Source organism: Bradyrhizobium viridifuturi (assembly GCF_001238275.1).
Taxonomy (GTDB): domain Bacteria; phylum Pseudomonadota; class Alphaproteobacteria; order Rhizobiales; family Xanthobacteraceae; genus Bradyrhizobium; species Bradyrhizobium viridifuturi.
The window spans coordinates 63,596-90,589 of sequence record NZ_LGTB01000001.1; the positions used below are offsets into that span (position 1 = coordinate 63,596).

The 26,994-nt window shown below is 63.9% G+C and carries 28 protein-coding genes and 1 pseudogene; 12 read left to right on the forward strand and 17 right to left on the reverse strand.

Annotation, left to right across the window (positions count from 1 at the left end; genetic code table 11):
* Positions 1–95 precede the first annotated feature (95 nt).
* Together ALC15_RS00305 and ALC15_RS00310 are read left to right on the forward strand one after the other, a co-directional pair.
* Positions 96–425, forward strand: a complete 330-nt coding sequence (locus ALC15_RS00305) for a DUF6949 family protein (protein ID WP_050625570.1) — start codon at positions 96–98, stop codon at positions 423–425.
* 92 nt (positions 426–517) lie between these two features.
* Positions 518–1,048, forward strand: a complete 531-nt coding sequence (locus tag ALC15_RS00310) for a gamma carbonic anhydrase family protein (RefSeq protein ID WP_050625571.1) — start codon at positions 518–520, stop codon at positions 1,046–1,048.
* A 4-nt stretch (positions 1,049–1,052) separates the two neighbouring features.
* On the opposite strand, the gene ALC15_RS00315 is transcribed toward ALC15_RS00310, so the two are convergent.
* Positions 1,053–1,289, reverse strand: a complete 237-nt coding sequence (locus tag ALC15_RS00315) for a hypothetical protein (protein WP_050625572.1) — start codon at positions 1,287–1,289, stop codon at positions 1,053–1,055.
* Positions 1,290–1,376: 87 nt separating this feature from the next.
* Between ALC15_RS00315 and ALC15_RS00320 the strand changes: the two genes are divergently transcribed.
* The 3 genes from ALC15_RS00320 (at position 1,377) to ALC15_RS44680 (ending at position 2,654) form a co-directional block, all read left to right on the forward strand.
* Positions 1,377–1,688, forward strand: coding sequence for a hypothetical protein (locus ALC15_RS00320; protein WP_050625573.1), 312 nt, complete (start codon positions 1,377–1,379; stop codon positions 1,686–1,688).
* A gap of 145 nt (positions 1,689–1,833) precedes the next feature.
* Entirely contained in the window at positions 1,834–2,304 is a 471-nt protein-coding gene (locus ALC15_RS00325) for a hypothetical protein (protein ID WP_050625574.1), read from the forward strand.
* A 200-nt stretch (positions 2,305–2,504) separates the two neighbouring features.
* On the forward strand, positions 2,505–2,654 hold the full coding sequence (locus ALC15_RS44680) for a hypothetical protein (RefSeq protein ID WP_167350123.1): 150 nt from the start codon (positions 2,505–2,507) through the stop codon (positions 2,652–2,654).
* 427 nt (positions 2,655–3,081) lie between these two features.
* On the opposite strand, the gene ALC15_RS00330 is transcribed toward ALC15_RS44680, so the two are convergent.
* The 4 genes from ALC15_RS00330 to ALC15_RS41255 all read right to left on the reverse strand — a co-directional run bounded on the left by ALC15_RS00330 (position 3,082) and on the right by ALC15_RS41255 (position 4,910).
* Positions 3,082–3,573: a hypothetical protein gene (locus ALC15_RS00330; RefSeq protein ID WP_050625575.1), complete on the reverse strand. Its 492-nt coding sequence runs from the start codon at positions 3,571–3,573 to the stop codon at positions 3,082–3,084.
* 144 nt (positions 3,574–3,717) lie between these two features.
* Complete coding sequence (fabA, locus tag ALC15_RS00335) at positions 3,718–4,248, reverse strand: bifunctional 3-hydroxydecanoyl-ACP dehydratase/trans-2-decenoyl-ACP isomerase (RefSeq protein ID WP_050625813.1); 531 nt, start codon at positions 4,246–4,248, stop codon at positions 3,718–3,720.
* A gap of 33 nt (positions 4,249–4,281) precedes the next feature.
* Entirely contained in the window at positions 4,282–4,602 is a 321-nt protein-coding gene (locus ALC15_RS41250; protein WP_050625576.1) for a hypothetical protein, read from the reverse strand.
* Positions 4,599–4,910, reverse strand: a complete 312-nt coding sequence (locus ALC15_RS41255) for a TetR/AcrR family transcriptional regulator (RefSeq protein ID WP_050625577.1) — start codon at positions 4,908–4,910, stop codon at positions 4,599–4,601. The genes ALC15_RS41250 and ALC15_RS41255 overlap by 4 nt, the downstream gene beginning before the upstream one ends.
* A gap of 103 nt (positions 4,911–5,013) precedes the next feature.
* Between ALC15_RS41255 and ALC15_RS00350 the strand changes: the two genes are divergently transcribed.
* Positions 5,014–5,424, forward strand: a complete 411-nt coding sequence (locus tag ALC15_RS00350) for a hypothetical protein (RefSeq protein WP_050625814.1) — start codon at positions 5,014–5,016, stop codon at positions 5,422–5,424.
* A 130-nt stretch (positions 5,425–5,554) separates the two neighbouring features.
* On the opposite strand, the gene ALC15_RS00355 is transcribed toward ALC15_RS00350, so the two are convergent.
* From ALC15_RS00355 to ALC15_RS00370, 4 genes and pseudogenes are all read right to left on the reverse strand, one after another.
* Entirely contained in the window at positions 5,555–6,169 is a 615-nt protein-coding gene (locus ALC15_RS00355; RefSeq protein ID WP_050625578.1) for a transglutaminase-like cysteine peptidase, read from the reverse strand.
* Between the two features lie 333 nt (positions 6,170–6,502).
* Positions 6,503–7,120, reverse strand: a pseudogene (locus ALC15_RS00360) (PilZ domain-containing protein).
* A 143-nt stretch (positions 7,121–7,263) separates the two neighbouring features.
* Entirely contained in the window at positions 7,264–8,826 is a 1,563-nt protein-coding gene (locus ALC15_RS00365; RefSeq protein WP_050625815.1) for an FAD-dependent monooxygenase, read from the reverse strand.
* A gap of 271 nt (positions 8,827–9,097) precedes the next feature.
* A complete protein-coding gene (locus ALC15_RS00370) occupies positions 9,098–10,033 on the reverse strand; it encodes an acyl-CoA desaturase (RefSeq protein ID WP_050625579.1) in 936 nt (311 codons plus the stop codon).
* Positions 10,034–10,188: 155 nt separating this feature from the next.
* On the opposite strand from ALC15_RS00370, the gene ALC15_RS00375 reads away from it, so the two are divergent.
* A complete protein-coding gene (locus ALC15_RS00375) occupies positions 10,189–11,151 on the forward strand; it encodes an MBL fold metallo-hydrolase (protein WP_050625580.1) in 963 nt (320 codons plus the stop codon).
* A 17-nt stretch (positions 11,152–11,168) separates the two neighbouring features.
* Here the strand turns inward: ALC15_RS00375 and ALC15_RS00380 are convergent, their stop codons facing one another.
* Positions 11,169–11,945, reverse strand: coding sequence for a hypothetical protein (locus ALC15_RS00380; RefSeq protein ID WP_128089385.1), 777 nt, complete (start codon positions 11,943–11,945; stop codon positions 11,169–11,171).
* On the opposite strand from ALC15_RS00380, the gene ALC15_RS00385 reads away from it, so the two are divergent.
* From ALC15_RS00385 to ALC15_RS00395, 3 genes are all read left to right on the forward strand, one after another.
* Entirely contained in the window at positions 11,919–13,070 is a 1,152-nt protein-coding gene (locus ALC15_RS00385) for a zinc-binding dehydrogenase (RefSeq protein WP_050625582.1), read from the forward strand. The two genes, ALC15_RS00380 and ALC15_RS00385, sit on opposite strands and share 27 nt — an antisense overlap.
* A gap of 120 nt (positions 13,071–13,190) precedes the next feature.
* Positions 13,191–15,134, forward strand: coding sequence for a patatin-like phospholipase family protein (locus ALC15_RS00390; protein WP_050625583.1), 1,944 nt, complete (start codon positions 13,191–13,193; stop codon positions 15,132–15,134).
* A gap of 58 nt (positions 15,135–15,192) precedes the next feature.
* A complete protein-coding gene (locus ALC15_RS00395) occupies positions 15,193–16,374 on the forward strand; it encodes an amidohydrolase/deacetylase family metallohydrolase (protein ID WP_050625816.1) in 1,182 nt (393 codons plus the stop codon).
* 84 nt (positions 16,375–16,458) lie between these two features.
* Here ALC15_RS00395 and ALC15_RS00400 read toward each other — a convergent pair whose 3' ends face one another.
* Together ALC15_RS00400 and ALC15_RS45070 are read right to left on the reverse strand one after the other, a co-directional pair.
* Positions 16,459–16,836, reverse strand: a complete 378-nt coding sequence (locus tag ALC15_RS00400; protein ID WP_063781751.1) for a hypothetical protein — start codon at positions 16,834–16,836, stop codon at positions 16,459–16,461.
* A gap of 226 nt (positions 16,837–17,062) precedes the next feature.
* The gene (locus tag ALC15_RS45070) at positions 17,063–17,272 is read right to left on the reverse strand and encodes a hypothetical protein (protein WP_200914627.1); all 210 of its coding nucleotides are present in this window, start codon (positions 17,270–17,272) and stop codon (positions 17,063–17,065) included.
* Positions 17,273–17,327: 55 nt separating this feature from the next.
* Between ALC15_RS45070 and ALC15_RS00405 the strand changes: the two genes are divergently transcribed.
* Together ALC15_RS00405 and ALC15_RS00410 are read left to right on the forward strand one after the other, a co-directional pair.
* Positions 17,328–18,182, forward strand: a complete 855-nt coding sequence (locus tag ALC15_RS00405; RefSeq protein ID WP_244485885.1) for an SDR family NAD(P)-dependent oxidoreductase — start codon at positions 17,328–17,330, stop codon at positions 18,180–18,182.
* A 233-nt stretch (positions 18,183–18,415) separates the two neighbouring features.
* Complete coding sequence (locus tag ALC15_RS00410; protein ID WP_050625584.1) at positions 18,416–20,425, forward strand: SPFH domain-containing protein; 2,010 nt, start codon at positions 18,416–18,418, stop codon at positions 20,423–20,425.
* 955 nt (positions 20,426–21,380) lie between these two features.
* Here ALC15_RS00410 and ALC15_RS45355 read toward each other — a convergent pair.
* The 5 genes from ALC15_RS45355 to ALC15_RS00425 form a co-directional block, all read right to left on the reverse strand.
* The gene (locus ALC15_RS45355; protein WP_094193576.1) at positions 21,381–21,677 is read right to left on the reverse strand and encodes a hypothetical protein; all 297 of its coding nucleotides are present in this window, start codon (positions 21,675–21,677) and stop codon (positions 21,381–21,383) included.
* Between the two features lie 226 nt (positions 21,678–21,903).
* Positions 21,904–22,164, reverse strand: a complete 261-nt coding sequence (locus ALC15_RS41270; protein WP_244485856.1) for a hypothetical protein — start codon at positions 22,162–22,164, stop codon at positions 21,904–21,906.
* A 611-nt stretch (positions 22,165–22,775) separates the two neighbouring features.
* A complete protein-coding gene (locus ALC15_RS00415) occupies positions 22,776–23,906 on the reverse strand; it encodes a hypothetical protein (RefSeq protein WP_050625585.1) in 1,131 nt (376 codons plus the stop codon).
* Positions 23,907–24,448: 542 nt separating this feature from the next.
* Positions 24,449–24,919: a lysozyme inhibitor LprI family protein gene (locus tag ALC15_RS00420; RefSeq protein WP_094193579.1), complete on the reverse strand. Its 471-nt coding sequence runs from the start codon at positions 24,917–24,919 to the stop codon at positions 24,449–24,451.
* Between the two features lie 407 nt (positions 24,920–25,326).
* The gene (locus ALC15_RS00425; protein ID WP_050625587.1) at positions 25,327–26,937 is read right to left on the reverse strand and encodes an ABC transporter substrate-binding protein; all 1,611 of its coding nucleotides are present in this window, start codon (positions 26,935–26,937) and stop codon (positions 25,327–25,329) included.
* Positions 26,938–26,994 lie beyond the last annotated feature (57 nt).

The following is a 26,994-nucleotide window of genomic DNA, read 5'->3' on the forward strand; positions in this document are numbered from 1 at the left end:
GGGCCGGATTAACCTTTCCTTAAGGATGATGTGGCGGCCGGCAGCCAATTCTGCGAAGCAGGGGCCAGTCGCCAGTTGCGTAGTGGAAGTTCCCGATGTCGCCCGATACCTTGAATTCCCTGTTCTCGCTCTTCATCGGCTTTGCGTTCGCGGGCGCACTGGCGAGCGGCTATCAGGCGATGGCGGAGCGCCCGGCCGGTTTCGGCCTGCTGCAGGAGGGCGTGGCGCCGAAGACCTTCGCCGCGGTCCCGTTCCTCGTCTTCGCCGCACCCTTCATCATCATGCGCAACACGCTGCGCGGCGCACGCATCGAGCGCCGCCGCTTCGAGTTCGTGATGATGGCGACCGTCATCTCCGGCTTCTGGAGCCTGATGTCGGGCACCTTCTTCATGATGACGCTGCGCGCTGCGGGTGTGCTCGGCTGATCCGATCGCGACCCGCGCCGGATCGTGGTCGCGGTTGCTTGAAACCATGTCGGCCGCTGTGCCAAGGTCTCCTCTGATCCAAGGAGACCTCGATGGCGATCTACGAACTCGACGGGCAGGGGCCCGATCTTCCCGCTGACGGCAGCTATTTCATCGCCGACAATGCAGTCGTGATCGGCAAGGTGCGCCTCAAGCCGGGAGCGAGCGTCTGGTTCGGCGCGGTGCTGCGCGGCGACAATGAGTGGATCGAGATCGGCGAAGGCTCCAACGTCCAGGACAATTCGACCCTGCATGTCGATCCCGGCTTTCCGCTGACCATCGGCAACAACGTCACCATCGGCCACAACGCGATCGTGCACGGCTGCACGCTGGAAGACGGCGTGCTGATCGGCATGGGATCGACCGTGATGAACGGTGCGCGCATCCGGCGCGGCAGCGTGGTCGGCGCCGGCTCCGTCATCACCGAGGGCAAGGAGTTTCCGGAAAACTCCCTGATCATCGGTGCGCCCGCGCGCGTGGTGCGCACGCTCGACGCCGCGCAGGCGGAGGCGTTGTCGCGGCCGGCGAAGTCCTATGCGATCAGGGGACCGCAGTACAAAGCCGGGCTGAAGAAGATCGGCTGAGACCTCAACGCTTCCGGCCCTGCTTGCGTGCAGCCTTCGCTGCTGCGGGGGTAGGCTTTGCTGCCTCCTGAAGTCTTGCGCTCTTGCGCAGCGCATCCTTCAGGTCGATCGGAATACCGTGCTTCTTGAGCAGGTCGGCGAAGGCCTCGTCGGCGAGCTCCTGCAAGGTCGCCATCCGGTCGCGCCCAAGCTGCTTCAGCTTGTCGGCGGTATCGTCGTCAAATTCGATCAGCTTGCGCAAATTGCATTGCTCCCAAATCTTGTTGCTTCAACGCCCGTCGGAACCAGCGTCTTGCGGACCCGTTGATGCCAGCAAGGGAGAAGTGCCATGCGCAAATTATCCGCCACCGCCGCGCTCGCGACAATTGCGATTCTGCTGGCGCCCGCAGCGACCGTCGCCCAAGGCACGGGGAGCGGCAGCGGGACCGCCAGTCCTCCGACGGTCAGCCCGACGTCGCCGCAAGTCACGTCACCGCCGCCAGGCACCAACAGCGCCGGCACGGCTCAATCCTCCGGCCGTCTGAACACCGGTGAGGGCGTCACGACCGGCGCGGCGTCGAGCGAAAGCTTCGACAAGGCAATTGCCGACGAGAACAAGGCCGTCGAGCACCGGCTGAAAGGCATCTGCCGCGGCTGTTAGCTTTTGTTCTCGATCAATACGGTCGCGCAGAAGTGAGCGCGACATAGGCGCGCGTCGGCAGTGGCGATCCTAGATTGGGTTAGCATGCGCGGGACGCGGCAGAGGAGGCTTGAAAGAAAAGCCTGGAAAAGAGGAGTAACGGGTGATGTTGCGTAAAACGATGATCGCCTTGCTGGCGACGGCCTCGGTCGGCCTGTTCACGGTCGACACCGCGTCGGCTGCCGGCGGCTTCCACGGTGGTGGTGGCTTTCATGGTGGCGGTGGCTTCCACGGTGGCGGCGGCTTCCATGGCGGCGCCTTCCACGCCATGGGCGGTGGCGGTTGGGCCGGCGGTGGCGGTTGGCACGGTGGTGGCTGGCGTGGCGGCGGCTGGCACGGTGGCTACTATCGGCGTGGCTGGGGCTATCCGTTCGCTGCGGCGGCGATCGGCTTCGGGCTCGGCTATGGCGCCTACGATTACTACGGCTACTACAACAACCCGTACTACGCCGGTTACGGCTACGACGATGGCTACGGCTATGGTTATGGCTACGGTGACGGCGGCTGTTACGTCGTGCGTCGTCGCATGCTGACGCCGTATGGCTGGCAAGTCCGGCCCGTGCAGGTTTGCAACTGAGCCATCCGCTGACGCATGGCCGGTCCATGCGATCGCCATGCTGATGGTCTTGGAATGATTGGCGCGGCCTCGGCGTGTTGGTGCCGGGGCCGTCGCGCATTGGTATGCAGCTTGCTTTGCGTGACGGCAGTGTGCGCGTGAGCGCGTCGCGAAAACATGGTCCGACTGCGGTTGGAGCCGGGCCTCAGAGGACATCCGAGATGCTGACCATTCCCGATCTGACATTGCTGTTCATGGTGATTGTTTCGAGCCTTGCCGTTGCGCTGGTCTACATGCTGCACGAGCTCGAGCCGCAGCTTGCGCGCCTGCGGCAGAAGGGCGGCCGTGTCATGCGCGATCGCCTCAAGTAGGCGGTAGCGCCGTCCGTCGCGGTGTCAACCTTGGCGATGCCGCAGATGCAGAGCCCGTCAGCCGGGCACGCCGCGTTGCTTCAGCCGCGTGCCGGGAGCGGGGGCTTGATGGGATGGTTGCGAGACCGGGATTGCTGCGCCCAAAAAACAAGGCCGTCGACGTAGTATACCGTCAACGACCTTTGCCAGCCCCGGATATTGAAATCGGCTCACGCCATCCGGTGATTAAGGATGACTCGGATTCGAGGTCGGATATGTGAAGCAGTTCACAAAGTGCGGATTAATTCACGGTAACGGGCACTAGTAGGAGGCCGCCGACGGCCCGCCCGAGTTCCGAAAGTTCCACGTTAGCTGCTGATCTTATTGGGGGATTGGTCCATTTTGATGGCCGCGCCCGTCGCCGGGTGAGGGGCGGCCGGGACGGCCGTCAACTGCGCGATCTGTGGCGCTTCCGGTTGGCGCTGCGGGTGGCCTTGGAGCGCTTGCGCGGCTCGGGCTCTGCGCTCGGCTCGTTGGCCTGCGCGCTCGCCAGCGACTGGCGCAACCCTTCGACCTGCTCGGTCAGTGCGGCAACCTGATCGGACAGCTTCTTGGCGTCGGCCTGCTGCGCGGCGAACTGTTTGCGCATGGTCAGAAGCTGGTCCTGCACCTCCTGCAACTGGTCGATCGATTCCTGCTGGGTCAGCTCCATCCCCTTGGTCTTTTCCACCAAGGCCTCGGAGACCTGGGCGGTCCGCGCCTGTAGCTGGCGGGCGGCGACCATCCGATCGGTCTCGGGCACGTTGCCGCCGAAGCTGCGCCATAGCGCGATCGAGCCGAATCCGAACAGCACGAGCACCAGCGCCACGGCGCCGATCGCGATCGGCTGCACGCCAATGAGGCTGCCGGCTTGCGAATTCCGGGGGGCAAGTTCGACCATGCGACCAGAACCGGACATCAATTGAAAGGTTCGAAATAGCACAACCTCGCCGCGGGCAAAACCCGGGGCGTCAAGCCGATGGCATGGGGGGTGGCAAAAGTCGCCGCAAGTTCCGGGGCTTCTGCCCCAAAACGGGACTGTGGCTCAGCCCGCGGGCGCGATCAGGCCGACCCTCATGTCCTTTGCCAGATAGACGCAGGCGCCGTCGGCGAGCACGCGGCCGTCGGCGACCCCCAGCACCAGCCGGCCGCGCCGGACCTGACGCATGTCGACCTCGTAGCGCACGAGCCTGACGTCCGGCGTGATGTGCCCCCTGAACTTGACCTCGCCGACCCCGAGCGCGCGGCCTTTGCCCGGCGAGCCCGACCAGCCGAGCCAGAAGCCGATGATCTGCCACATCGCGTCGAGGCCGAGGCAGCCGGGCATCACCGGGTCGCCGGCAAAGTGACAGGCGAAGAACCAGTGATCCGGCGCAACGTCGAGTTCGGCGGCGACGCGGCCCTTGCCGTAGGCGCCGCCGTCGATGCCGATATCGGTGATGCGATCCATCATCAGCATCGGCGGTGCCGGCAGCTGCGCGTTGCCGGGGCCGAAATAGCCGCCCGCGCTCGAGCGCAGCAGATCCGGCTTGGCGTAGGACGATTGCGGCGTGTGAAAATCGTGCGGGTTGAACAAGATGGCCACCGACCTTGGGGTTAAAGTTGAACGTTAGGAGCGGCTGCGCCGCGTCGCCTTTGACTTGCTGGGCGGGAGGCCGGCCGGCAAGCGCAGCGCGGCGGCCATGAAGGCCCAGATGTCCGAGGTGAGCCTGGCCGGATCCGGCCTCCGTTCGCCCGTGAACGCGCCGATCAGCGCCTGACGGATGCCGCCGATCATCAGTGCGATGGTGAGATGAGGGTCGAGGTCTGCGGGCACGATCCCGTCGCGCTGCGCGGCTTCGAGCATGCGTGCACCGGCCGCAAGCTGGCGTCTGGTGAAGGCGGTCTCGACGTCGAGCACCTCGACCGCGCGGCTCAGCGGGCCGATCACGAGCGGCGCGAATGGGTGCTCATAGTGGAAGGCGACATAGACGCCGATCCGCGCCTTCTCCCGGTCCGCCCAACTGGTGGCGGACAGCTTGGCGCCGCCGAACGCGCCTCATCGAGGCGCTGGTAGAAATCCTCGACCACGGCGGCGATCAGGCCGGCCTTCGATCCGAAGTGGTGATAGGCGAGCCCGACCGAGACCCGCGCCCGTTTCGCGACCGCCTGCATCTCGAGGTGGCCATGGCCTTCGATCAGTTCCTGTTGGGCCGCCGCGAGCAGCCGGTCGCGTGTCCCGAGGCTCGTCGCGCCCATCGTGTGTCCACAACTGAATTGAATTCAATTCAACAAGGCCGGTGCTAGGATGTCAAGCCTCGGTCCGCCGGACGGCCGGGCGAACCGGCGCGAAGGGAACGCGATGGCGTTTGCGATCAAGACCGAGATCCGAGAGCCGCGGGCGAAGGCGTTCACCTTCGTGGCGCAGAAGACCATGTATGGCGGCAAGCTGATCGTCACGGGAGACGTCGTGTTCCTGTTCGCGAGCGAGAACGAGGGCGGCAAGGGCCTGATCGCGCGTGGGATCGTCACCGCGGCCGAGGCGGTGCCGCGCAAGGCCGGCATCGCCAGGCAAACGCCGCGCGTCGGCATCGCGGTCACGCGCGTCGCGTTGGCGCGGCAGCCGCTCGGACGCGACCAGCTCAAGCGCTTCAAGGATTGGGATGACGGCCGGCCCGAGACCGAGCTCAACTTCAAATTCTATCGCCAGGCCACCAACAAGATCGTCGGCATCACCGACGAGACGGCAGCGTTCCTCGAGCGCTTCTTCTGATCAGCGGCCGCAGCGTCTCCCAAAATGGTTGCGGCCAGGCTTTGGGGGAAGCCTGGCCGCGCGCGAACCGGTCTGGGACGGGGAGGGGTGGGGATGTGACCGGGTCGCGAACTCGATTCCTTGTTGCCGCTCAGCGCGAGCTGGCGGTTGAAACTGCGGGGCGGTTGTCACCGAGCGAGACCCACACATTGGGATCGCTCTGCGATTGCCGCTTGACGAAGCGGTAGCCGGTCTCCGTCCAGGCGACGATGCTCTCGTTCTGATTGTCGAGAACGAACTCGCCCTTGTCGGTCTTCACCGTCAGCACTGCGTGGCCTTCGCCCTTCTTGTCGCGGACCACCGTGATCAACAGCGCCTCGCGCGGCCAGCCGGCGTCCATCAGCATCTTGCGCTTCAGGAGCACGTAGTCCTCGCAGTCGCCGTAACCGTCAGTCGGCAACGACCATTTCTCGATCACGCCCCAATGATCCATGTCGGTCATCGGCTTGATGGATTCGTTCACCCACTTGTTGACCCGCACGAGGTCGCGCCAAGCGGTCTGCGACATCACGATGTCGCGCGGTTGCGTCTTGCCGCCGCGGCATTCGGCGGGACTGTCGGCACAGAACTCGACCCAGCCGATCGGCGAACGCGCGACGTCACCCAGGCTGGCGTAGACCACGTCGCCGGCCTTGGCCGACACGCACGTCGCAAACAGGATGGCGGCAACCGCCAAACCTTTCCCCTGTCCCCTGAACCCAAACATTGTGGCCCCCGTTCTTCTTGTTGGGACCACGTTTCGCACAAAGTTTTTTCGCCGCCGCTAAGTGCGCAAAGTAGATTTGACGCGAATACTCGTAAAAGCTGCGGCGAATTCGATCTGTACTTGAATCGAATTCGCGTAAAATTTGAAACAACTGCAATTGATTCAAATTTTATGCATTAACACGGCAAACGTTGCGCCAGCGCGGTTTGTTACGCCAAACGGTGCGGCCGTTAACCGCCGATTTCACCGCGCCAAATGCGGCGAAGGCGGCCACCGGTGCACCGGAGGCCGCCTTCGCGGGCTGAAAACGGGGGTGTTGAGCGGTTTTTCGCTTTACCTCGCGGTAACGCTCTCTTCGAGCGTTTCCGCGGACTGCTCGTGGACGAATTCGAGCGCGAAGCCTTACTCGAGATTTCGCACCACGCGGGCCTGCACGCGGCCGAGCATCACGAGCGATTTCAGCGGCGGGCGGTTCTCGGCGGCAATGGCCGCGCCGGACAAGGAGAGGTCGATGATGCGGCAGGTCATCCGCGTGCCGTCTTCCTGGGTGAGCAGGGCGATCGGGTTGCGCGGCACGATACGGTCGTGACGGCGATCCTCGGGCAGATTGAGGATGTCGCGGTTGGCGAGCCAGGTGAGCTGGGCGGCGAGCTTGTCGCGCTTGCGCGCGGTGGCGCCGATCGTCATCGCAAAGCCGTTGTCGATGATGCGGGTGATACGGCCCTCGACCCGGCCGATATGGTCGAGATAGGCGATCACGCGGTCGCCGACATTGCCGATGCCGGGCGCCAGCAGGGCGAGGCCGCCCGGGGACATGTTGATAATCTGGCAGGGAAACTCGCGCCGGTCGGGCAGCATGTAGCGGCCGAGCAGGTGCACCTTGACGCGCTGGAAGCGACGCCGCTCCTCGGCTACGGGGACGACGTTAGTTTTCTTCTGTGCAAACGACATCACGACAAACCCGGCCACCGTCCATTCGGAGCCCCGATGACCCTAAAGCTGATAGGGTTAACGGGGCGTTACGGTTGTGAGAGGGAACCCGGACACGGCGCGAGAGTGATCAGCGAAGTTCACATGCGCCGTACCCGAACACGTCAGGCCTTCTGGTATGCCGCGTCAGGTTCTCCGAACCATCGCGCCGCGGCTTGAGCAGTCTCCTTCAGATCCGGCTCGATGTCTGTGGCCCAGGCCACAAACCCGTCGGGACGCACCAGCACCGCGGTCAAGCCGAGCCGATCCCTGGCGTCGCTTGCGACGTAGTTGATCCGGCCGCGCCAGCGATCGGCAAGCGCTCGCAACGGCGCGCGCGGGTCAAAGTCCAGCAGCAGGCCGCGCCCATCCCTGAGCAGTTCGCCGAGCCGCATTCCGCAAGCGAGTTCGAAGTCTGGTGCGCTGCGACCCACCAGCGGATGGCCGCCGCCAAGATCATAGCGCAGCGAAACGCCCCACGCGCGCTCGGCAAAATATGTCGCGCCGTCGGGCGTTGCGATCAGATCGCGGATGATGGCTTCGAGCGCGCGCGAACTCCGGCTCGGCCGCATCAGCGCGACCTGGGCGCGCGACCAGTTGAGAATCTGCGCGCCCAAGGGATGCCGCTCCGTCCGATAGCTGTCGAGCAGGCCGGCTGGTGCGTCGCCGCGGATCGTGGCCGCGAGCTTCCAGCCGAGGTTCATCGCATCGCCGAGCCCGAGGTTGAGCCCCTGTCCGCCCAACGGAGAATGGATATGCGCGGCGTCGCCAGCGAGCAGCACGCGTCCGTTCCGGTATGTCGTCGCCTGGCAGGCGCGGTCCGTCCAGGTGGTGGCAAGCTGGAGCGCCGTCAACGTGACGTCGGTGCCGGAGACGCGGCGAAGCACCGCCTGCACATGCTCGCATGTGATCGGCTGGGTGCGGTGGAATGCGGCGCCGTCGAACTCGACCATCGCGATGGTGCCGGGATGCGCGTATGTGTAGATGCCCGTTGGCGTGTAGTGGCGCCCCGGGGCGAGCTTGTCCGGATCGGCGATCTCGACCGCGATCGAATAACCCGTGAACTCGGGTTCGGTGCCGGCGAATTCGAATCCGGCCGCCTTGCGCACAGTGCTGCGGCCGCCGTCGCAGCCGACCAGCCAGCGTCCGTGGAAAGTCTCGCCGCCGGCGTGAATAGCGAGGGCGTCATCCGATTGCTCGAATGTCTCGACGCCCGTGCCGCGTCTGATCTCGACTCCCATCGCGCTCGCGCGCGTGGCCAGCGTGGATTCGAGCGCCTCCATCTCGACCGCCATGCTGGTGCCGGCAGGGCTCGGCAGGCGATACGGCCATTGCGACGTGTCGATGTCGTCGTGATAGAACTGGATGCCGGCGAAATGGCCCGCCGGGCGGCGGGGCTGTTGCATCCGATGCGCGCCGTTCGACGCGGCGCGGCCCGGATCATCTTTCGCGCGCTGCGGCGCTGCGATGTTGTCCAACATCCCGCGCCGGTACAGGGCGTCGATGGTGGGCGCCGAAAGGCCGCGCATGCCGAACGGCAGCCGCTTCAGCGGCGAGCGCGGGTCGGCGGCCTGCTCCAGCACCAGCACCGAGAGGTTTGCGAGCCGCAACTCGCAGGCCAGCAACAGGCCGACCGGGCCGGCACCTGCGATCACGACGTCATGGGGGAGGGTGCGGTTATTGTGCATGAACTGCTCCTGTGTCGCTGTTCGACCGGAGCAGTTCGTCGGGTTGAGAACCGCACGGACGAACACAATGGACGCCTTGACGGCATCCGGTGTTCGTCGTGGGGATCTCACGCATTGAGCAGGAGACCAGAGCTCTCGATTGCGAAAGGATTTCGACTTCGAAAGGACTTGGGCTTACCAAACCAAGTCTGCCTTTTCCGACAGGCGACGATATAGCGGCATCGCAACAGATCCGCAACTTGCGCGGCGGATATGGAACCAACGCGGCGCGCTAGGTGCCGGCGACTGCACCGGCGTTATCGGGACGGTCGACGCGGCGCGCACCGGGGCGCGGTGCCAGGTTGTCCGGCGTCTTGATGTTGCGCGCGAGCCCGCCCGCCTCGAATGCCTTGATCAGCCACCAGCCGAGATCGATCTGGCCCGGCAGCAGCCCGAGCTTCGCGGAGTTGGGATAGGCATGGTGATTGTTGTGCCAGCTTTCGCCCATGCTGATCAGCCCGGCGATGCCGACATTGTAGCCCTGGGCTGCAACGCCTTCGATGATCCAGGTCTGTCCGCCCCTGCGATGCGAGTAATGACCGATCAACCAGTGACCGGTGACGCAGACGGCGACCCGGACGCAGATGCCCCAGACCAGCCAGCTCCACGAGCCGATCGCAAGGAACAGCAGCGCCCAGGGCAATTGCTGCCACATCCAGCTTCGCTCGACGAAGGCATAGAAGCGGTCATCGGCAAGCCGGGGTTCGAGCCGGAACAGCGGCGGGTGTTTCAGCACGAGTGTGCAGTGCATTTGCCACCACGCATCGCGCCAGAAGCCGGCCGCGTGACGGGAATAGGCGTGACACGCCGCCTGGCGCTGCGCCCAGTCGCGATGATCGTGCAGCCGTACCATGCCGTAGGGGCCGGCCATTCCGACCAGGGTACCGAGATAGACACAGAGCCGCTCGAGCCACAGCGGACAGTCGAAGCTTGCATGGATCAGGCGGCGATGCATGCCGACCGAATGCCCGAAGCACAGGGTGATTGCGCTGGTCGCGATGAACAGCGTGAATGCGCTCCACGAGAACAGTAGCGGCCCGAAGATGATCGCCACTGCGGTCATGCTGCCGAGCCACAACGACTTCGCCGGTGCCCATTGCACACGTCCATCCAGCGGGTCGGTGCGCTCGTCCGCGAAGATTCGTTCGGAGCCGGGCTGTAGCGTCATTCCATAACCTGAAGTTGCGTCGCAGCTTGGGATGGAGCTGCCATTACTGTCAATCCGCCGCGCCGGCCCGTCATGTCGCAGCAGGCATTGGCAGCCCCGGCGAGTTCACCTAGCTCCAGGCAATGAGTAGGCTTCAGGGGTGGAGACGTTCAATCATGCGACTGAAACTGTGGCTTGCGCTTGCGGCGGCGATCCTCACTGGCGCCGGCACGGCACGCGCCGCCGAGATGCGAGTCACCTTGCTCGGCACCGGCACGCCGACGCCGCGGCTCTCCAGCTTCAGCGCTTCGACGCTGGTGGAGGCGGGGTCCGAGAAGTTGATCTTCGATCTCGGACGCGGCTCGACGATCCGCCTGTTCCAGAAGAAGATCCCGATCGGCGCGATCACGGCGCACTTCATCACCCATCTGCATTCCGATCATGTCGTGGGTCTTCCCGACATGTGGCTGACGGGCTGGATCGGCACGCCGTTCGGCTCGCGCAAGACGCCGATGGTGATCTTCGGGCCGAAGGGCACGGTGGCGATGACCGAAAATCTCACCAAGGCGTTCTCCGAGGACATCCGGATCCGCGTCGACGACGAGGGGTATCCGCTTTCGGGTGTCGCGTTCGCGGCCAAGGACATCGAGCCGGGTCCGGTCTACGAGAAAAACGGCGTCAAGGTCACCGCGATCGAGGTCAATCACGGCGAGAAGATCAAGCCGTCGTTCGGATACGTCGTCGAATATGACGGCAAGAAGGTGGTGCTGTCGGGCGACACCAAGCCGGACGAGCGGGTGGCGAAGGCGGCCGAGGGCGCCGACCTCCTGATCCACGAGGTCGCGGTCATCGACCCCGACCTGTTCAAGGCCTATCCGAACTATCGAGCGATCGAGAACCATCACACCTCGCCGGAAGAGGCCGGCAAGATCTTCGCAGAGGTGAAGCCGAAGCTCGCGGTCTACTCGCACATCGTGTTCGCGAGCCAGCCGCCGACCCAGGACGTGCCGGAGGATGCGCTGCTGAAGCGGACGCGCACGACCTATCAGGGACCTCTGGTGATCGGGCACGACCTGATGTCGTTCGTGATCACGGACAAGGTCGAGAGCTTTGCGCCCGACGGCACTGCGATGAAGTGACGATTTCCGCGGTGAGGCTATCGGGCTCCGGCGTCCTCGGCCGGCTCGACCGTCACCGCCGGTGGTTCAACGGTCACTGCTTTCAGCACCTTGCGCTTCGCCGCGCGGATCTCGAGCTGCAAGGGCGGCTGATAGGACCCGCTCGGCGGCTCGAACAAGAAGGCGTGGTGCCCGTCGCCCTTGTTGAGCTTGAGCAGGTCCTTGCGGAACTGATCGGCAACGACTTCGGCAACGAGCTCGCCGTTGAAATAGATATCGATCGTCACCCGTTTGTCGGGGTGCTGGTCGTACAACGCCCAGCCGCTGATCCTGTTCTCGTTGAACACGTCGACATGGCCGGTGATCTCGCCCGAGAGCTTCTCGATGCCGGCCTCGATCACCTCGAGGTCGCTCCGGTAGATCGATCGCGTCACGTCGAAGTTGAAATTCGCAGTGTCGACGCATTGGTCGAGTAGGCTCTGCCGGTGCTCTTTCATGCGTTGCAGCGTGTCGAGCTCGCCCAGCTTGACGTACATGCCGACGATGCCTTCGATACCAGGATTCATGGTGTCGTTCCCCGCAATGCTACAAGCCCATTCGCCCTCGGCCGCGTTCACAATTGACGCTTCCTTGCGAAAAAATACGTCCGTCAAGATCTGAAGCGCCCCGTCCCGCCAAAGCCTGTCATGAAAGTCTTCATGACAGGCCTTCATGACATCCCGATCGTCCTGACCTAAGCTCGGTGCGGCCGCAGCCGGCCCAACGATACGGACAGGGAGGACGAACCGATGGAGCAGATCCGCGTCTGCACGCATGACGGACCTGGAGCCAAGCCCGTAATCCGGACCGTGCCATGGCCGGATGTCGGCAAAAAGGCGGCCTTGATCAAGGTCGGCGCCTGCGGCGTTTGTGGAACCGACCTGCACATCCTGAAAGGACACTGGCCGAAGCCGCTGCCCTGGCCATTCACGCTCGGCCATGAGCTCGGCGGCGTCATCGTCGAATGCGGCCCGGAGTTCACGGAGGACTTCATGAGCAAGCCGCTCAAGGTGGGATCGAAGGTGATGATCCCGCCCTTGATGCCGTGCGGCCGCTGCTACTACTGCATCCATTATCCCGAGAGCGCCAACAAGTGCCTGACGCCGGTGTATTACGGCCGCTATCTCGGCTTCGAGAAGGCGCCGCACATGTGGGGCGGCTGGGCCGAATATGTCTATGTCGATCTCGATATGCTGCCCGGCACCAAGATCTACAAATTGCCCGACGACATGTCGCTGCGGCTCGGCGCGCTCTCCGAGCCCTTGACCTCCTGCATCCGCGCCTTCAACCGCGCCACGCGCGCCGGCGGCTTTTCCTGGGGCGACACGGTGGTGATCCAGGGCTCCGGGCCGATCGGCATCCTCGCGGTGGCGGCCGCGCAGGAAATGGGGGCAGGGCGCGTGATCTGCGTCGGCGCGCCGGAAAATCCGCGGCTCGCGCTGGCGCGCAAGTTCGGCGCCGAGGCGACCGTCGACATCGAGCAGCTCAGGACGCCCGAGGAGCGCATCAAGGCGGTGCGCGACATCGTCGGCGGCTTCGGTGCTGATCTCGTGATGGACTGCTCCGGCCATCCGACCGCGGGACCCGAAGGCATCGAGATGCTGCGCGACGGCGGTACTTACGTCGAGATGGGCCAGTTCACCGATGCCGGCTCGATCAACACGTCGTGGCACCGCATCTGCACCAAGGACCTCAACGTGCTCGGCTCCTGGGGCTTCACCGGCAACGATTTGCCGCTCGGCGTCGACATGCTCTACCGCACCCGCCACAAATATCCCTGGCTCGACATGCAGACGATCTATCCGTTCACCGAGGACGGCGTCGCGCAGGCGGTGGCGGACGCGATGGCGATGAAGACGGTGAAGTCGACCATCGTGCCGTGGCCGGAGCTGGTGGGCTGAGGCAGGCAAGAGGGGCGCTGCAAATCCTGTTGCAGTGCTTCCAAGGAATGGCGGCCCGGTGCCGCCGATCATGCTCCGATATCGCTCGCAGGGGCCGCGGCCCGGCGCTAACATCCGTGCATGCAATCGAACCGTGTGCCGCCGAGTTCAACGTTTGCGTGGGGAAGCCTGTCCGAGGACTTCGCGCTGTTCAGGACGCTCAGCGCCGAGCAGCGCCTGATCGCTTTTGGTGCGATGACCCGGCGTGATCTGGTGCGCGGCGAGTTGCTGGTCGAGCAGGGCGGCGCCTCGGATGCACTATTCCTGGTGCTTCATGGCGCGCTCGCGGTGTACCGGACCGATCATCCCGAGCCGATCGCGGAGCTACGCGCCGGCGAGCTGGTCGGCGAGATCGGCTTCTTCGCCAACATCCCGCGCACGGCCAATGTGATCGCGATCCGCGACAGCAGCGTGCTGGTGTTGACGCGGGCGGCCTATGCGCGGCTTGTCGAGGAAGCGCCGGGGATCGTCGATGCGCTGCTGGCCGCGCTCGCGCAGCGGTTTGCGATCCAGACCGCGCGCCTGCTGCCGGTGCGGGCGTCACCGAAAGCGCGCACGGTCGCGCTGATTTCGGGCGGACGGGAGCCGGTGCCTGCCGCCTTCGAGCAAAGGCTGCGCAAGGGCCTCGCCGCCGCCGGCGCCGAGATCGTCGACCTCGCGCGCGTTCAGGCGATGTTTCCCGGCCGCGCGCTGGACGATTCCGAAGTTGCCGACTGGCTCAACCGGATAGAGTATGACGCGCCGCTGGTGGCCTATTTCGGCGGCCACGAGGCATCTGAATGGGCGCGCAAGACCATCCGCCAGGCCGACCTCGTCGTGCTGGCCTGTCGCGGCCAGGCGCCGGCGCCTGATCTGACCGAGCTCGAGAGCTTCGCCTGCACCGTGCATCCCGCGTCGGCGCGTCGGCTGGTTCGCGTTCATGACATCAGGCAGCATGAGGTCAGCGGCACCGCGGCCTGGCTCGCGCGGCTGCCCTGCTTCATGCACCACCATGTCGCACTCGAGGACCAGATCGATATCGACAGCCTGGTGCGCTTCCTGTGCGGCCGCGCCGTCGGGTTCGTCGCCGGCGGCGGCGGCAGCCTCGGTACCGCGCATGTCGGGATCTACAAGGCCTTTCGCGAGCGCGGCGCGATGTTCGACATCTTCGTCGGCACCAGCGTCGGTTCGGCGATGGCGGCCGGCTTTGCCAAGAACTACGACCCCGAGCATCTCGAGCGCGGCACGCACGAGATCTTCGTCTCCAGCCGCAGCTTTCGCCGTCCGACCTGGCCGCGCTACGCGCTGCTGGATCACAAGGCCTTCGATCGGGCGCTGGCCGATCAGTATGGCCACAATTGCCGGATCGAGGATTGCTGGCGGCCGTTCGCGGCGGTCGCGACCAATCTGTCGACGCACAGCCTCGAATTGATCCGGACCGGCCTGCTCTGGCAGGCGGTGCGCGCATCCAGCGCCATCCCCGGCCTGCTGCCGCCGTTCTACACCCGCGACGGCTCGATGCTGGTCGACGGATGCCTCGTCGACAACGTTCCACTGGCGCAGATGCACCAGATGAAGAGTGGCCCAAATCTCGTGGTGCACTTCGGCGAGCCGGCGACCGAGATGTTCGATGTGGACTATGCCGCGCTGCCTGGAAGGTTCGAGCTGCTTGCGACCTTGCTGATGCCGTTCCGGCGGAAGTCGCTGCCGGCCGCGCCGAGCGCCGTCAACGTGTTGTGGCGGAGCCTCGTCGCGCATCAGCGCTACGACACGCTGCCGACCACGCCGCTCGACCTGGTGATGCGTCCGCCGACGCCCGATGGCATCGACGTGACCGATTTCGACCGTCATCAGGAGATCTTCGAATCCTCGTACCGCTGGGCCCAGGAAACCATTGCCGCCTCCGAGGCCGCGAATAACCCGGCCATTGCGGCGATCGTCGCGTCCGCCAACGGCGCTGGCAACGATACGAACATGGATGCAGACAAGAGCGCGGCACCGGTGACGCCGGCCGCGCCGGTTTCCCATCAGGCCCGCGCCGGTTGAGCCGCTTGCAGGCGCCGCCGAACTCGACCATCGTGCCGGCTGCAATCCGGAGATGACGATGGCTTTCGATTTGATTCTGCGCGGCGGACGGGTGATCGACCCGTCGCAAAAGCTCGATGCGGTGACCGACGTCGCCTTTGCCGGCGGCAAGGTCGCCGCGATCGGGCAGGGACTGGCCGCCGGGCCCGCGACCGACATGCGCGATGTGTCCGGGCTGATCGTCTCGCCGGGGATCATCGACCTGCACACCCACGTCTATTGGGGCGGCACCTCGCTCGGCATCGACGCGGAGGAATTCTGCCGCGCGTCCGGCGTCACCACCTCGGTCGATACCGGCAGCGCCGGCCCGGGCAATTTCGCCGGCTTCCGCAAGCATGTCATCGAGCCGAGCCAGGTCCGCATCCTGGCCTATCTGCACGTCTCGCATGCCGGCATCTTCGGCTTCTCCGACCGGGTGATGGTCGGTGAGAGCGAGGAGTTGCGGCTGATGAACCCGGTCGATGCCGCGCGCGTCGCCGACGAGAACCGCGACCTCATCGTCGGGATCAAGGTTCGGGTCGGCCTGTTCGCCTCGGGCACTTCCGGGCTGGTGCCGCTCGAGATCGCGCTCGAGGTGGCCGAGCAGGTCGGCATGCCCCTGATGGCGCATATCGACCATCCGCCGCCGAGCTACGAGGAGGTGCTGGCGCGGCTGCGCCCGGGCGATGTGCTGACCCATGCGTTCCGGCCGTTCCCCAACACGCCGGCCACCGCGCAAGGCACCGTGAAGAAGGTGGTGCTGGAGGCGCGCGAGCGCGGCGTGCTGTTCGACATCGGCCATGGCAAGGGCTCGTTCGCATTCAAGACCGCGCGCGCGATGCTCGCCAACGGCTTCTATCCCGACACCATCTCCTCCGATATCCATCAACTCTGCATCGACGGCCCGGCGTTCGACCAGGTGACGACGATGTCGAAATTTCTCTGCATGGGGATGTCGCTGCCGGACGTGATCGCGGCGTCCACCGTCAATGCCGCGATGGCGTTGCGGCGACCCGAGCTCGGCAGCCTCAAGCCGGGCTGCGTCGGCGATGCCACGCTGATGTCGGTCAGGCAAGGGCAGTTCGACTATGTCGACGTGGTCGGCGAACATTTGACCGGCGATCGCAAGATCGTGTCGGAAGGCGTCGTGATCGGCGGACGCTGGTGGCATCCGAAGCCGGACGTGGCTTCATTGGCGCGCAGCCAGAGCCAGGCCGTGTAGGCGGCATACAGTCAACTGACAACCCGAAGACCACGAGGCCGCCACATCGAGGCGGCCTCGCGACGAGGGGCCGGAAGCATCGTCCTATTTGCGCTCGATGAAGATCTGCCGGCAGTCCGCTTGGCCGATATTCTCGGCCGAATGTGAGGCGATGACGGGGACTGCACTCGCGCTTCCGGCCTTGGTGTGGCCATCCGTGGTCTTTCCGTCAGGTGCGTAGAGCCTCGTATCGCAATCGGTCACGTGGTAGACGACCGAAGGAAAGGGATGGCCATGCACCTTGTCATGGACTCCCTTCTTTCGCACCGTTTCGATGACGCGAAAGTTTTGATCCTCGAAGATCAGCTTATAGACGTCTGGGTCCCCTTGAAACGTCGGCGGCGCGTTTTGGGCGATCGCTACGGATGACATCAGACACAGTGCCGCGAATGCGCCCAGCGCGAAGGTGCTGTCTCGACTCATGTCGCAACTCCTCATTGGCGATGGTTGAATTGTTCACGGACGTCGGCACCCGCCGCGCAACGCTTCGATGCTTCGAAAAGCTGCATCGCGATTTGTTGTCGGTGGTACCGCTTCGGATCATGCGCGCGACACGCCATTTCCACCACCGGCCAACGCAATCGCGCTGACATCACTTCCGGATTACCCCGATTGGCGGGAGCGTCGCGGCGTGCCGCGCCCCGCCACGTCAGCGAACGGCAAGTTCTGCTGCGATGACGACCGGGAAATTGAGCGGCAGGTGGGTGACGCCGATGGCGGTCCGCGCATGCGCGCCGACATCAGGACCAGATCGCTTTGCCTTCACAAAGGCGAGACATGGCAGCCGGTCTGAATGCATGCCGGCTAGGCCGGGAGCGGACATCCCGCACACTTCCCAATCGCTTGAAAGTGCGGTCATATGACGCCTCGTGACACTGACGCTTTGGAATGAAGGTGTCCGCTTGCACGGGAGAATGCGCGTGAAGGAACTCGCTGGAAAGACGGCGTTCGTGACCGGTGCCGCCTCGGGCATTGGATTGGGGATCGCGACCGCTCTCGCCCAGGCGGGCGTCAAGGTCATGCTTTGCGATATTGAAGAGGCGGCTCTGTCCGCAGCGCTCGAGCAACTGAGGCGCACCAACGTCGATGTCGACGGCGTGAAGGCGGACGTTTCACTGAAAGCCGAACTACAAGCCGCCGCCGAAGCCACGACCGCGCGCTACGGCAAGGTGCATATCCTCGTCAACAACGCAGGCGTCGGCGGCGGCGGGCCCTATGGCACCTGGACCGACGCGTCGTGGAATTGGACCCTGGGCGTCAACCTGATGGCGACCATCTGGGGGATCGAGATTTTCGGGCCGTTGATCGAGCAGCACGGCGAGGGCGGACACATCGTCAACACTGCCTCGCTCGCCGGCCTCATTTCAGGGGGAAGCACGGCTTACAACGTATCGAAGTATGGCGTCGTCGCGCTGTCCGAGGGACTGCGGCCCGAACTCGCGCCCCGCGGGATCGGTGTATCGGTGCTGTGTCCCGGCTTCATCCGCACGCAAATCGTGAACTCAGGGCGCAACCTGCCCAAGCGCTTCGAGGGGGCGGTCCGTGCCTTGCCGACATCCGGCCCGCTTGCCGAGCGGATCAATCAGGTCCGCCAACGCGTCTCCGAGGGCATCGATCCCATGTATGTCGGTGAACTCGTCCGCGAAGGCGTCGAGAACGACTGGCCCTATATCTTCACCGATCTCGAATTCGAGCCGGTGGTCGAAGCGCGCTTCGCCGCGATCAAGCAAGGCTTTGACCACATCCGCGGGCGCAACCCGAAACGTTGAGCACGCGGCCTTCCGCCGGCTGCTGCGAATGATGCGCAATCGCAGCAATGCTTGTCGCGCCGATCGATGTCGCGCCCGCCGTGCCGCGGTTCATCCTGTCGTCAAAAAAAGATTGGCAGCGCGAATAATGTTCACGCCTTGCGCCGCCATGGCCGCACCACATGTCCGCACCGCAATTCTTGGGTCAGGTTTGGGTCCCCAAACCGCCCAGTTGCGAATTGTGGAGACGGACTATGGACTTCGTCGGTTTTCTTAATGGCCTGGGTTTAACCCAGCCGGCCATTTGGACCGCAGTCGTGATCGCGCTTGTGATCTTGCTGCGCATATCGAACGTATTTCGCTACATTCCGAACAATCAGGTCGGCATCGTCGAGAAGCTGTGGGCGATGAAAGGCTCGATCGGCGGCGGCTTCATCGCGCTGAACGGTGAGGCCGGTTATGAGCCGGAGGTGCTGCGCGGCGGCCTGCACGTGATGTTTCCCTTCATGTACCGGATCCATCGCTCGGACCTCGTGACCGTCGGCCAGGGCAAGATCGCCTATGTATTCGCGCGCGATGGCGCGGCGCTGGAGCCGTCGCAGGTGCTCGGCGCCAACGACACCGAGGACAAGTCGGACTTCCAGGACGCCCGCCGCTTCCTGCTCGGCGGCGGCCAGAAGGGCCCGCAGCGCAAGATCCTGCGCGAGGGTACCTATGCGATCAACACCACGCAGTTCGCCGTCATCACCGACGAGCGCGTCTACGGTCATGCCCTGAGCGAGCGCGAGCGCGGCGTGCTCGAGAGCATGCAGCTCACGATCACCGAGCGCTGGGGCTTTGCCCCGGTCGTGCTGGCGGCCGATCACGATCTGGTCGGCATCGTCACCGTGCATGACGGCCCGTCGCTGCCCCCGGGCGAGATCATCGCGCCGGAAGTCGGCATCGAGCTGCGCGATGCTGCGACCTTTCACAACAATTTCCAGGAGCCGGAGAAATTCCTGAGCGCCGGCGGCTATCGCGGCCGTCAGCTCCAGGTCATCGTCGAGGGCACCTGGTACATCAACCGCCTGTTCGCGACCGTCGAGGCGGTGCCGAAGACGGTGATCCCGGTCGGCAATGTCGGCGTCGTGATCTTCTACACCGGCCCGCGCACCGACGACGTCTCGGGCGAGCAGTATCGCCACGGCGAGCTGGTGCTCAACGGCAGCCGCGGCGTCTGGAAGGACCCGCTGTTGCCGGGCAAATACGCCTTCAACACCTATGCCGGCAAGATCGAGGTGATCCCGACCGTCAACTTCATCCTGAAATGGGTGCGCGGCGAGGTCGGGGCGATGAAGCTCGACGAGAACCTGTCGGAGATCTCGCTGATCACCAAGGACGCGTTCGAGCCGACGCTGCCGCTCTCGGTGGTGATGCATATCGACTACAAGAAGGCGCCGATGATCATCCAGCGCTTCGGCGACGTGAAGAAGCTGGTCGAGCAGACGCTCGACCCGATGGTCTCTGCGTTCTTCAAGAACATCGCGCAGAAGATGACCTTGATCGAGCTGTTGCAGAACCGTGCCGCGATCCAGGCGGAAGCCGCCCACGACATGAAGGCGAAGTTCGAGAGCTATTCGCTGGACCTTCAGGAGGTCCTGATCGGTACGCCGCGTGCCGCCGCCGGTGACCACACCATCGAGAACATCCTGATCCAGCTCCGCTCGCGCCAGATCGCGCGCGAGCAGATCGAGACCTATCAGGAGCAGGAGAAGGCCGCCGTGCAGGAGCGCGCGCTCAACGAAGCCAAGGCGACGGCGGCGGCGCAGACCGCGCTGACGCAATCGCTGATCCAGGTCAGGGTCAATGAGAACGAGGGTGCGGCGGCGCTCGCCCGCGCGCAGAAGGATGCCGAGACGCGGAAGGTCACCGCAGCCGCGGTCGGCGAGCAGTCGCGGCTCGAAGGCCAGGGCGAGGCCGACCGGGTGCTGGCCGTCGGCACCGCCAATGCGCAGGCGACCAAGCTCGCGGTCGATGCCTATGGCGGGCCGGAATACCGGCTTGCCGAGCAGAACTTCGCGAAGTTCGCCGATGCGCTGACGCGGATCAATCAGCCCTTGGTGCCGCAATTCCTGATGTCGGGCGGGCAGGGGCAGGAGGGCAGCAGCGCCGGCCTGATCCCGACCGCGATGCTGAGCTCGATGTTCGGGCAGATGATGCCCGGCGCATTGGAGAAGCTGAAGGACGAGGCGCCGAAGGCCGCACGCCGGACCAATGGTCAGTGACGCGAGGCATCTCTCCCTCTGGGAGAGGTCGGCGCGAACCACCGGGTGAGGGATTGCAGCCCTTCATTGGAGCTGCGGCCCTCTCCCGATCTGCCGTGCAAATCGACCTCTCCCCGTCGGGGAGAGGTGAACCGGGTCTGCGGCTCGCCTGATCTCGAAGTGCGACATCCGACCTTCGGCACCGGGTGTCCGCCGTACTCTAGCACCTAAACATCTCGGCGATGGCTCCGGAAGGTCAGCAACAGGCGAGGAGCGGGCGTTCGGATGCGGAGCATCAATCCTAAGCCGCTGGCGAGCCGCTGCGTTGAGGAAACAGCCGAGGTGCGCCCTCAGGGAGTAGCCCGTAAGCCTGGAGCACACCGTAGACAAGCGCTGCCAGAATTATGAAACCGACGATGCGATTCAGTTTGAGCATATCGTTAGGTTCTCTTTGGAATGAGGCCGAGGAGAAGCCAACCCCAGAGGCCGCTACCCGCAAGAGAGGTCGTGAAAACGAAGGCTAACAGCATAGGCTCGTGCCGGTAGGTCACCCAATGAAGTCGTGTAGACCTCCCGGCGAAGAAGACACTCCCCGCGAAGACGGCAAACATTACGTCAGCAAGAAGGAGCAACCACAATGCGACAATTGGAGCCAACGGCGCGAGCGATTGAAGGGGACGCTTTTTCACGCTCGTGCTGCGCGTAGCTTTCGGCAAAAGCGCCGACAAACCACCGCAACGAAAGCTCCGGTTGGGCGCTTACCGGATAGAAGCGGACATCGGCCGGCCGACAACCTCCGCTGAAGCCGTCGGAAATGACCAGCCGACCTCGGTGAGCAGCTACTTCGTATACATCGGCTTGCACGGCCCGGCGGTGGGCGGTGGCGCGCCGACATTGAGTACGTCAGCCACGTTTCCAGCCGTCGGGCCGGTTTCCACCGCCTCCGTTGCCACGAATGGCGAGCCTCCGACGAGGTTCAATAACAGGGTGGGTAAGGATAATATCCACACGCCGTGCCACGCCGATACACGCCATAAGCTCCCGCGGCTCCGACCGCTGCGGCACCTGCCGCTGCTCCGTAATACGCGCGCCGATTCACTCTGCGGTTCACGCCCGCAACACTCATCGGCGTAAGCGGTCGCCCAACTCGCGCTTCCGCGTGGTCGAACGATATCGACACCACTTTCGTCGGCGAATAATGCGCCGAGAGCGGAAGTCCCGTAAACAGCGCCGCAGTCATGACCAATCCAAGAAGCTTGGCTTTCTTCGTCATTGCTCTTCTCCCGTAAGACTGAGAAAGCCATTATCTTCCGAAGCCGCTGCTCGAATTTGAGTTAAATCAAGTTGCCGAATGGCTGCTTTCCCGCGCGAACCGGAAATCATGGCCCGGCGTGGGGCCAGCCAAGGGTCACAAGCCGCCCATGACGGCCTGCTTGGCCTGGGTCAGATGACTTCGCGAAAGCGGACGTTGCAGGCCTATCATGGCGCAAACCACAAGCCTAATGATAGGTCTTGGCGTAGGGCAACACGCTGGTGCTCCACTCTCGCCAATGGGTAGGGCGAATTTTTAGTGCGGCGCCGGAAGTCGAAATGATCCAGCCGCCCAAAACCCGGCGACAAGGAAATATGAGGGAATGGACGCCATCAGAGTCGATGACGGCCAGTTCCAGCTCACGGTCGAAGGGCGCGTTTTCGATATGGTGCCAATGCATGACAACCACAATGGAGTGGTTGTATCGACGAGACTTGATCGCGGTCAAAACTTGAGTGCCGGAAGACTACGGGGGGGAACTGGATTTCCTCCAAGGCGTTTGCGCCAAAATACCGCGGTTACGGATCACAAGCGCTCATTCAAGCCGGTCGAGCGTGAATTAGCTTGCCTTGCCTTGAGTCCTTTTGCACTCTCGGCCAGGGAGGACGATGCATGAAGATAATGACCGTCGCGTGCGCTCTCGGAGCTGCCTTGGTGCTGTGTAACCTCGCAACGTCTGGTGCCGAAGCCCGGACGCGGAAGGCACAGGTCGTTCATGAACCAAGGAGAGTCATCATCCCCGGGCCCGTGATAAGGCCCACTCCGTGGGATTATAATGTTGTCCCACGATATCGTTATCGCACTGAAGATGACCGGATCGATCCATACGCGCCGCCCCTGGTGTCGTCGTGGGATCTCTATGAGGGATGGCGGTGGCCATACTGGTGGTGAACAGCGATCACGCCAGATAGATCTCATTCCGGGGACGTGGTGATCGTCCCTGAGGTGACGCCGGGAGCAAGCCGCGCATCGCGAATGCAGATGTAATCGCCGGTTTGCGCTATCTCGGAATTCCGTCAAGCGAGCCGAGCCCATGTACCGACAGATTGGGTGATTCCGTCAGAACGGCGTCAGTGCAAGGCGCCCGGCATCCGTCAAGCGATCGCAACGGTAGATCGCAAAGCCTTCGCGGCTGTCGAGCCACGCATAGTAGAACAGGCCAAGCACCTGCTTGTCGGCGACGTAAGGTCGGAAGTTGGCTCGTGTCTCGTTGACCAGGGTGATCTGATTGGCTTCATGAGGCGGGCAGGACGACTCGCGGTCGGGAATTCCCCACTCGGTGATCCAGCAGGGCTTGCCGGTCTGGCTCCCCTGTGGCCGACATTCCGCGAGAACGTACTTCTGTAACCGGTCGCGGCGTCCCTCGGTGGCGATCGGACTTCCCGGATCATTCGTCCAAGGATAGGTATGGACACCGTAACCATCGACGAGTGCGTCGAGCCCGTTCGCGCGCATGAACTCCAGCGTTGCGACGGCACCGACCGAGTCGAGCCGCGCAGTTCGCGGAGCCTCCGGAGCTTCGTTGAACACCAGACCGGCACTGATGATCGGTGCGTGCTGATTCAGCTTCGACCGCGCGCGAGCCTCCTTCATGACCTTCAGCAGCTTGAGATATTGCAGATAGCCTTTGGCGACCTGTTGCGCTTCCGGATCATGCGAAAGGTCGTCGAGGTTGAACTCTCTGGATTGGGCCGGATTTTCCGCCGGCAAGCTGAAATCCGCGTTGAACATGGCGGAATTGATTTCATTGCCCAATTCGAACCCCGCGAGCTTGACGCCGGCGGCTTCGAGTTTTTCGAGCAGCGGCTCGAAGTACTTTCCGAATTGATCTGGATCGGCGGCGGACAACGGAGGTCCGCCCCACACACCGAAAGCGTTGGGCCATGGTCGGCTTGGCGCGCCGGGCCGGTATTGCAACTGGACCAGCCACTCGATCTGGATACCCTGCGCCTGGGCGCGCCGCGCAAAATCCACTCCCTTCGCATCGGGCGTAATGCCCGATCGGATATAATGAACGTTGGCTGCGTGCAATTGCGCGAGGATTGCATTCTGTTGGTCGATGCTCAGTGACCCCACCGACGCGTTCACGCCGACTATCGCATCGGCCGTCCGGGCGGAGAGCGATTGGAGGCCGAGAAGGGCGCAGAGCATGGATGTGAGGACAACAAATCCGCTGCTGAAGCTCTTCATCGGTCGCGCATCACGATTTCCCGCTGGATCAGCCTCGAACCGTCGAATTTTGCTTCATGCTGCCAGCCTTGCAGCTTCACGCGCTCGAGACGTGCAAGTTCACGCGCGTTGCAGGAAGGTGGGGCGAGCTAGGTTGAGATGCTACCCGGCTCGGCTCCTGAGCGATAGGACGCGATGACGACGCGGCGCGCAAAATCGCGTCATCGATCCTGTTCGGCCTTGTCGTCCTTCCTCACTGTGCCGACCCGTCTGTGACGTCCACATGTCATTTGAGGCTTGGATCGGGTAAGGCGCTGGGGGCGCCGCAGGGGCAGTCCGCGACCATCGGTCCGAATGGCTCCCAGCGCTCATCGGTGACGCGCATCATCCGGAACCGCTCGACCACGCGCTAGTCGCTGCGGCTGGTGTTGATGGAAAGCGCGGCAGCAGCAGATCGAGCTTCACGTTGTTCGGATTGGCCGCCTGGCGCATGAATGTCGGCTATGGGCCATAAACAGACACTCACGGTAAGGCACGGTCTGCCTAGCCAAGGCTCCTGTTTCTCACTTGGCGATCTCTGGAAATCTATGCTGGTAGAACCCAAAGAGCGAGTTCACACGATCCAGCCTCATCGACAAATTGCACTCCGCCAGTAGCGTTTTCTCTCCGCTGCCGCCTAACATCTCGGCCGACGCGTGGGAGCATTCCGCCTCGCGATAGGCAATCCACGCACGCTCTGAAGCAATCAGTCGCTTGAGCAGTTCTTTTCGATCTTCGACGTCGTAGTCCGGCCCGCTCGCATCTTTGAGTTTCGCAACAATCTGGCCGTACAGGGCATTCAATACTGCATCGACGGCTTTGTCGGCATCAATCGCGCAAAGCATCTCAGGTATATTCCCGGGCTTTGCCTCCTTGCACCGATTGAGCTCAGCTTGAATTGGTGCGAGCGCTGGATGCGGTGGATTTAGAGCGTCATCCGCCTGAGCGGTGAGCGGTGCTAGACTAAGGGTAAATGCAACGATTAAAGCACGCATTGCCAATTCCGACGGTGTGCAAGAACATGCAGCAGCTTACTCGAACGTTCAAGTGAGTGAGGTGCTAATGACGTGACCCGATGTCCGCTCAGGGTCAAAAGGCGACGTGGGCCGATGCCGCCAGAAGGTCCGTTCTGGGTATCAGGAGGCAAGGGGAGCTATCACAAGGTCCGACGTCCGCTCGGCGGCGCGGACGGCGCTGGTGCAACCGTCGGTGAGCGGGAGTGTGATTTCGGAATATTGGAAATGTATCCCTGAGTTGCCCGACGTGTCAAGCTGCCTTGTCGAACGTCGGCAGCGGCCGGCTCCTTTGCATGGGGTTGTTTTCGATATTTTTGCAGCGCCCGGCTGCATGTGCTTCGGCTGGCCCAAAGTTGATCGGTGGCGCGTCGATCGCGCCGCCGATCTTATTCGGTCTTGTCGACGTTCCAGAACACCGGCGGTGCCGGGCCTTCGAGCACGCCGGTGAGTGATTTGCGCCAGGCACTCGGCAAACGGAACTGGCCGAGCGGAATGTAGATCACCTGCTCGTAGGCTTCCTTCTGGATCTCGACGGCGAACTTCTTCTGCTCTTCGGGCGAGGTGGCGCGCGCGTAGGCGTCGCGCATCTGCTCGAGCTTGGCGTCTTCGGGCCAGCCGAACCAGGCTTTCTTGCCGTTTGCGGCGATCTGGTTGTTGACGATCGGGTTCATCACCTCGGTGGCGCCGGTGAAGGTGAAGAACAGGTTCCAGCCGCCTTCCTTTGGCGGCTTCTGGCTGGCGCGGCGGCTCACCACGGTCTGCCAGTCCGTCACCTGCGCGTCGACGGTGAAGCCGGCCGCGCGCAACAGCTGCGCCGCGACTGTCGGCGGCCCCTTCAGCGTCTGCACGTCGCCGGGGATCATGATCACCACCGGCGTGCCGTCATAGCCCGAGGCGGCGAGCGCCTTCTTGGCCTCGGCCATGCCGTTGCCCTTGATCAGCGTCTCCGCGCCGACGTCGCTGGCGAGCGGCGTGCCGCAGGCGAAATAGGAGCCGCATATCTCGTAGAATTTCGTATTGCCGACGGTGGCGTCGAGCACGTCCTTCTGGTTCATCGCCAGGAACGCCGCACGGCGGATCTTGGGATTGTCGAATGGCGGGTGCAGGAAGTTCATCCGGCCCTCGATCTGGAAGCCGAACTTGTTCAGCACGGCTACGGTGAGGTCGGAATTGGCCTCGAGCACCTGCAGCAGGTCGACCGACGGCTGTTCCAGGAAATCGATCTCGCCGGATTGCAGCGCGTTGATCGCGGTCTGGGCGTCCGGCATCGTCACCCATTCGATGCGATCGACCTTCGCGACCTTGCCGCCCGCCAGCCAATCCGGCTTTTCCTTGCGGGGCACGTAGTCGGCGTTGCGCTCATAGACCGCCTTCACACCCGGCTGGAATTCTCCGGCCACGAATTTGAACGGCCCGCAGCCGATCTGTTCGGCGATCTGCTTGCCGGGCGGCGTCTCGGCGAGCCGCTTCGGCATCATGAACGCGACGTAGGACGACGGCTTTGCGAGCGACTCCAGCACCAGGCCATAGGGCTCCTTGAGCTTGAGCACGATGGTCTTCGGCCCGCTCGCCTCGAGGGAAGCCGTGAATTCGGCAAGCTTCTGCGCCATGCCGTCGACGGCGGTCCAGCGTTTCAGCGAGGCGATGCAGTCCTCGGCGGTGACGGGCGCGCCGTCATGCCATTTCAGGCCGTCGCGCAGCGTGAAGGTGTAGGTCAGCTTGTCGTCCGAGATCGTCCACTCCGCCATCTGCGGCCGGACCTTGAAGCTTGAATCGATGCCGAGCAGCGTGTCGTAGACCATGTAGCCATGGTCGCGGGTGATGTAGGCGGTGGTGAAACCGGGATCGATGATGCGCAGGTCCGAATGCATCACTGCGGTGATGGTCTTGCCCTTGGCCGCGGCGACGGCGCGCGATGACAGGATCGCCGGGGCCGCGATCGCGGGCGGCACGCTGGCCGCGAGCTTGAGGAGTGTTCTGCGCGAAACATCCGCCATTCACCATCTCCCGATTTGTCGTTGCGCGGGCACGGATGCCACAGCGACCGGCATGCT